We start from the raw sequence: 6,000 nt of genomic DNA, 5'->3' as shown, positions 1-6,000 counted from the left end.
GGACCTGCCGGATCGGCTAGGCCGATCCGGCACGGGACTCCAGACGTCGGCCCGCTGATCGTCCCGGGCGGGCGTCCGAGCCGGTCAGGTAAGCCGCAGCCCGCCGTCGCAGGGCAGGACCACGCCGGTGATGAAGCTGTTCTCCAGGACCGCGACAATCGCCGCGGCGACGTCATCGGGTCGGCCATTGCGCCGGACCGGAGTCCGACGTGCGAACTGGTCGAACGCGGCCCGTCGGGCGTCTTCTGGCATTTCGTCCCACCAGCCGGTCTCGATGACGCCGGGGGACACGGCGTTGACTCGCCGTGGGGCCAGCTCGACAGCGAGTGGTCGCACCGCGGCCTCCAGAGCGCCGTTGACCGCGGCCAAGCCCGCGGTCCCCGGCAACGCGGCCTGCGCCGAACCCGCGGTCACCAACGTGATCGAGCCGTCCTCGGCGAGTGTCGGTAGCGCCAGCGCCACGGCCCGCAGATGGGCGACCGGCTTCCCCAGAAACGCCCCGGCGAGGTCGGTGTCGGCGAGCTCCGCCGCCGGACCGGCCCCGCCACGCCGGGTGACTGTGACGACCAGGTCGCTGATCGGTCCCGCCTCGCTGAAGAACCGCCGCAACGCGCCGACGTCCTCGGCATCCACCTCAAGTCCCCTGKCCGTACCGCCCAGTTCCTTGACCGCGGCCTCGAGTCGGTCGCGGTTGCGCCCGCCGAGGGTGACCTGCACGCCCCGGCCAGCGAGCAGCCGCGCCGTGGCGAAACCGATCCCGGCGCTGCCGCCGAGGAYGGCGACGTGACGATCTTGCATGGTGCTGCTCGCGGACATCGCGAACCTCCGTTTCCGAACGACCCGTTCGCAAACGCTACACCAGATACCGAACGGACCGTTCGGTTACGATGCGGAGGTGAGCGAACAACCCGTCCGCCAGCCAGGGCGGCCGCGAAGCGAGCGAGCGCGGATGGCGGTCCTGGAGGCGACCCTGGCGCTGGCGGGCGAGGTGGGACCGGCCGGGCTCTCCATGGAGGCCATCGCGAAGCGGGCCGGCGTCAGCAAGGAGACGCTGTACCGCTGGTGGCGATCCAAGACCGAGGTGATCCTCGACGCGATGGCCGAACGCGGGCAGGAGACCATCCCGCTCCCCGACAACGGCACCCTGCCAAGCGACTTGCGGGCCTTCCTGCGGTCCACCGTCGAGTCCGCCGACCACACCACCGTGCGTCTCCTGCGTGCCGTCGCGGCGGCGGCAGCCACGGACCAGGCCGTGGCCCATGACGTCCGGGACCGGTTCCTCGTCACCAGACGGGCCGCCCTGGGAACTCTCCTGGACCGGGCCGTAGCCCGGGGCGAGCTCCCCGATGAGCACACGACGCCGCTACTCGACTTCGTCTACGGCTCTCTGTGGTACCGGCTGATCTTTGACGTCGGTCCACTCGACCACACCTGGGCCGACGAAACAGTCGCGGCAATCACGGCGATCTTGTAACGGCTGCCCGAGCGCCTGCCTGATCGGTCCGAAGTCGTCCCCAGGAACTGGGGCGAGGCGGGCAAGTCGCTCGCGGGAGGGATCCACGGTGACGGGACGGGCCTGTGCCGCCTACGCCGCGAACCTCCGGTCCGGGAACCGTTCCTCCCAGCTCCGCCGTACGCAGGGGGAGGAACAGCTGCCGCCAGACCTGCCGGAGCACCGCTCCGTTTGGGGTAGGAACGCAGGTCGTCAGCCCGGGTCGCCTCCCGGATCACGCGTTCGTACATCACGTTCCGCTCGGCCGGATCATCCAGGTGGAACTCCGCCTGCTCCGATGCTCTCGACTACGATGGACTGTCAACTGTTCCTGAAGTTTGGCCCTCTGGGGCCCGCAGGTCCCCAGAGGGGTCAGTTTCGAGGAGTCGACGACAACTGTGCACTTAGATTCGCCTCGACCCGCGGATTAGGAGATCAGCGACGGTCCGTCCGCCTACGTCCGTGGACGTCCGTCAGCTCAGCTCACCCGCCGTCCGCACCTGCCCCCCGTGACAGGTGCGGACGGGCACCGTGCGTGGCTCAGTGGGCGTCGAGCTCGGCGATGGCCTGGCCGGCGCCGAAGTCGGGTGGCGTGCCGAGTGGGCTGTCGAGGATGTAGTGGCCGGCGGGGATGCGGGTGATGGTGTAGCCGGGTTCGTCGCCGACTGGCTGGCTGACGGTGACGACGTCGGCGATCTGCTGGAAGTCGGTGCGGCCGGCGGCGACGTCGGCGGCGGTCGCGGTGGCGCCGTCCTTGGCCTTGCCGACGAGCAGGATGAAGCCCGCGCGGTTCGGGTCCCCGGTGTTGGTGAACCGGATGGCCACCGGGCCGGCGGTGACCGAGGCGGGCACGCCGGTGAGCGTGCCCGCGTCGTTGGTGACGTCGAGCTTCGGGTATCCGCAGTGGTCGTACATCCAGGCGTCGACGGCGTGGCCGGCCTCGGTCAGGCCGCTGCTGTCGAGGTCGAACGGCTTGCCCTGCTTGGCGCCGTTGACCACGGCGATCAGTTTGTCCGCCTGGCCGGTCAGTTCGGCGGGCAGGTTGGCGCGCAGGGCGGTGGCCGCCGGCTCGATCGCCGCGGCGAACGCGCGCAGGTCGTCGGCGGTGGGGGCGGGGGCGTCCGGGTCGATGCCGGGGAAGTTGGTGGCGTTGACGGTGAGCTCGGCCTCGCAGGCCGCCTGGACCGAGCCGGCACTGGTCGCGCCGCTCGCCGTCGGCGTGGCGGCCGCTGTGTCCGCCGAGTCGGACGAGTCCGACGAATCCGACGAGCAGCTGGCGACGGCGATGAGGGCCGCCGACGCGAGCGCGGCCGCCGCGGCGACCGCGCGCCGACGGTGGTGGGATCGCACGATCATGATGTCACTCCCAGGAAGAGATGCCCAGACGGGCGGGATGAACGGGGCAAAAAGGGCATGGCAAAGCCAACGGATGGGAGAGGAAGGGCTACGAACGGGAGACGGGACGCCGACGCCTCGGCGGCCCAGCTACCGGGTCGGCCGGGTCGGCGTGACTCCTCATGCCCATACAGTCGCGCGCGGCGCACCAAACGGATCAAGATCGCAAATAGTCCTCGGATTCCGTCACGGAGGCCGCCCTAGGAGACGGGCCACTCGACTCGTTCGACCTCGCCCGGCTCCACCGGTACCACGCAGCTCTTCGCCATCTGGTCGAAGAAAGATCCATGAGCACCCAGCCCGCGAGCCTGGCCGTCACCAGTTGCCGTGAGACAAGGACGCCGTCTATGTGCTGCCGCGCTCGACGGCCGCGGTGCGGCCCGGTCGACCAGCACGGCCCGGTTGCTCCTGATCTTGTGACGAAGTGGCTCGACCTCGAGCAGCGATCCGCCGACCGGGTAGGAGATCCACTGGGTGAACAGCCTGGTTGAAGACGCGTACACCGGTGCGTAGACCTCGGCTAGCAGATCCCAGGTGCGGCCGAAGAGTTCGAACAGCCGTGGGCGGTCGGGTGCGCGGTGCCGTTGGACGGCGGCTGCCACGGTCCGTCACCGACGCTCGTGGGCTCGGGCTGTGTCATCGTGCTCGTTCGCGGTGGACGAGGTCAGGGCTGATTGCTTTGTCACGAGAAGCGGAGCGACGGCCGCCAGGGCGAAGACCGCGGCCAAGGTGAGCCAGCCGGCCCGCCCAAGGGCTAGCACGGCGCCGGTCATGAGCAGCGGCCCGACGGCCCGGCTGAAGGCACGGCCCAGGCTGAAGGCAGCGAGGTAGGCGTTGCGGCGGTCCGGTGGCGCGATCGTGAACGAGACAGTCCACGCCGAGCCGACCTGAGTGATCTCGCCGAGGGTCAGCAGAACGACAGACACCGTCAGCGCGACAACGGTGAACGTGGCCGAACTCTCCGACGCCATCGCGAATCCGACGCTCGCCGCCGCCAGGCACAGTGCGGCACCCGCATAACCGCGCACCGCGCGTGTTGGGGTGGTCGCTAGCTTGCCAGCCGGGTACTGCAGGGCGATGGCGATGACACCGTGAACCGTGTAAAGCACGCCGACGAGGCTCAACGGTGCGTCGGTCCGGGTCGCCAGCCATATCGGGAAGGCGACGTTGAGAATCGGCTGCCACAGGCTCAGAACGGCGTCGTAGGCGGTCCAGGCTTGCAGTCGGGTATCGCGCAGCGCCGCCCAGCGGTCGCCAGATGGGCGTCTAATCACCTGGGTGCGGATTGGCAAGAGCGCGAGGATGACGGCCGCTACGACGAACGCGACCGCGTCGGCGATGAGCAGCAACTGGAACGCGTGCGGCAGGCCCAGGCCGAGTACAAGGCCCGCGCTGAGGCTGCCGACGCTGATGCCGACGTTGATGACGGTGCGGTGCAGGGCCAGTACCTTGGTGCGGCGGTCGGCGGCGGTCACCTCGCCGACCAGTGCCTGGATCAGGGGCGGCGCGGCCTGCTGGGTGACGGCCACGACGAAGGTCACCACCAGGAACGGTAACCACCCGTGCGCCGTGAGGTAAGCCGCGGTGGCCACGCCCTGGATCAGCTCGACAGACACAAGTACCCGACGTGGCCCGAACCGATCGGCCATCCGCCCGACCGGTAATGCCACGAGCATCGCGGCCAGCGCCGCCACGGTCAGCCCTGAACCGACCGCCACTGTGGACAGGCCGACGACGCGGACGAAGAACACCGTGGAGACCGCGAGGAATAGACCTGTGCCGATCCAGTCGACGAGTGCGGCCGCAAGCAGCCAAGGAAGGAACGCACCGGCGCGTGGCGGAGCCGTCATCGGCTGAGCCCTACCTGTACACGGTGACGTGGTCGACTGTGATGCCGCGTTCGGCGAGAAGTTCCTCGACATCCCGGTACGACAGGGCGAACCGGAGGTACCAGCGGACTCCGAGCACGATCACCTCCGGTGGGACCGGAAGCCGGTGAACTCCGAGGTCGGCACCACAGGACGGACACGGTCTCGCCGCATCATCCGATCATGCCCGACACCCGACCTTCGTCATATGCGACAGTGCCCCATGTCCAGCCCTGGGCCGGCGATGTAGCCATCCAGCGAGATGGCCAGGGCATGAACCCGCAGCTATCGAGGGGTGGCGGCCGACCGTGAACGAGGAGGCAGCGGCGCACGGTGAGCTGGTGGACGACGTCCGGCTTGGCGTTCCGCTGTTCACGACCGCCGACGTCGCCCGGCAGGTCCTGCTCGACCACACGGTCCTGGTGCACCACGCTCGACGCCTACGCAGGGCTCACCGGGCGGGCGGAAGAGTCGGCCACGGCCCGGTCCGGCCGGGGCTCGTCACCACGCTGCCTGTACAGTTGCCCGCCGATCCCTCGGTTCCGTTCGTGGGCCTGGTCGAGGCGCTGGTCCTCGCCGCGTTCTGCCAGGCTCCGATGCCCCGGCAGCAGATCGAGTTCACCCTGCTCGTGCTGCGCGGTGGCGCGCCCGTCGCGGCGGTGCTGAGCCGGTACCGCGCCGGCGAATCCGTGGCTGATCTCGCCCACGACTTCGATGTCCCAGCCGCCGAGATCAGCGACGCGGCAGTCGTCGACGCCCACAGGGCATCCTGATCATCGCAGCTACACTGGATCTATGTCAATTTTGCCGGAACTGCACGGCTCATTGCTGATACGCACGGATTTTTCTGATGACGACGTCTGGGAAGCGGTCTGCGCGGCGAGCGTCACGACCTCGCCCGAGGGGTTCGAGGCACACCTGCTCTTCATCAGTGACCCGGCGTTCGCGGATCTGACCGTCGAGCAGGTCATGGCACTACCGGGCGCACGACACTACAACGCTCTATTCATCGTCGATCACGTCACGATTTCTGATCGGGAGACGCCGATCCTAGCAGTTGATCTGAATCGCGAACCTGGGCGCACCCTTCGAGTGATACCGGCCAAGATGCAGAGTGTAGAGAACAACCTCTGGGTAACCAACATGGATTTCTCTGAGTTTGTCGACGCAGCTGACCCGGATGGAGTCTTTCGCGGCTTCGCTGGCACCCGTTGACGGCCACGCACCGCGCTGCACAGAACTACA

At 68.8% G+C, this 6,000-nt stretch carries 7 protein-coding genes and 1 pseudogene; 3 read left to right on the top strand and 5 right to left on the bottom strand.

Annotation, left to right across the window (positions count from 1 at the left end; translation table 11 throughout):
• Positions 1 to 84: 84 nt before the first annotated feature.
• Positions 85 to 816 (bottom strand): SDR family oxidoreductase, encoded by a 732-nt coding sequence (locus BCD48_RS03565; RefSeq protein ID WP_083418117.1) that lies wholly within the window; start codon positions 814 to 816, stop codon positions 85 to 87.
• A gap of 133 nt (positions 817 to 949) precedes the next feature.
• Here BCD48_RS03565 and BCD48_RS03560 point away from each other — a divergent pair, with 133 nt between their 5' ends.
• The gene (locus BCD48_RS03560) at positions 950 to 1,474 is read left to right on the top strand and encodes a TetR/AcrR family transcriptional regulator (protein ID WP_071046789.1); all 525 of its coding nucleotides are present in this window, start codon (positions 950 to 952) and stop codon (positions 1,472 to 1,474) included.
• A 558-nt stretch (positions 1,475 to 2,032) separates the two neighbouring features.
• Here the strand turns inward: BCD48_RS03560 and BCD48_RS03555 are convergent.
• The 4 genes and pseudogenes from BCD48_RS03555 to BCD48_RS53120 all read right to left on the bottom strand — a co-directional run.
• Entirely contained in the window at positions 2,033 to 2,848 is an 816-nt protein-coding gene (locus tag BCD48_RS03555) for a hypothetical protein (protein WP_071046776.1), read from the bottom strand.
• 239 nt (positions 2,849 to 3,087) lie between these two features.
• Positions 3,088 to 3,489, bottom strand: coding sequence for a hypothetical protein (locus BCD48_RS03550; protein ID WP_071046775.1), 402 nt, complete (start codon positions 3,487 to 3,489; stop codon positions 3,088 to 3,090).
• Positions 3,490 to 3,495: 6 nt separating this feature from the next.
• Complete coding sequence (locus BCD48_RS03545) at positions 3,496 to 4,737, bottom strand: MFS transporter (protein ID WP_071046774.1); 1,242 nt, start codon at positions 4,735 to 4,737, stop codon at positions 3,496 to 3,498.
• 13 nt (positions 4,738 to 4,750) lie between these two features.
• Positions 4,751 to 4,861 (bottom strand): annotated as a pseudogene (locus BCD48_RS53120) (IS6 family transposase); the annotation flags it as partial.
• A gap of 202 nt (positions 4,862 to 5,063) precedes the next feature.
• Here BCD48_RS53120 and BCD48_RS03540 point away from each other — a divergent pair.
• Together BCD48_RS03540 and BCD48_RS03535 are read left to right on the top strand one after the other, a co-directional pair.
• On the top strand, positions 5,064 to 5,528 hold the full coding sequence (locus BCD48_RS03540; RefSeq protein ID WP_071046773.1) for a hypothetical protein: 465 nt from the start codon (positions 5,064 to 5,066) through the stop codon (positions 5,526 to 5,528).
• Positions 5,529 to 5,550: 22 nt separating this feature from the next.
• A complete protein-coding gene (locus tag BCD48_RS03535; protein WP_083418115.1) occupies positions 5,551 to 5,970 on the top strand; it encodes a DUF6924 domain-containing protein in 420 nt (139 codons plus the stop codon).
• The last annotated feature ends 30 nt before the right edge of the window (positions 5,971 to 6,000 follow it).

Source organism: Pseudofrankia coriaricola (genome assembly GCF_001854805.1).
Lineage (GTDB): Bacteria > Actinomycetota > Actinomycetes > Frankiales > Frankiaceae > Pseudofrankia.
This window is presented reverse-complemented; position numbering and strand designations above follow the sequence as displayed.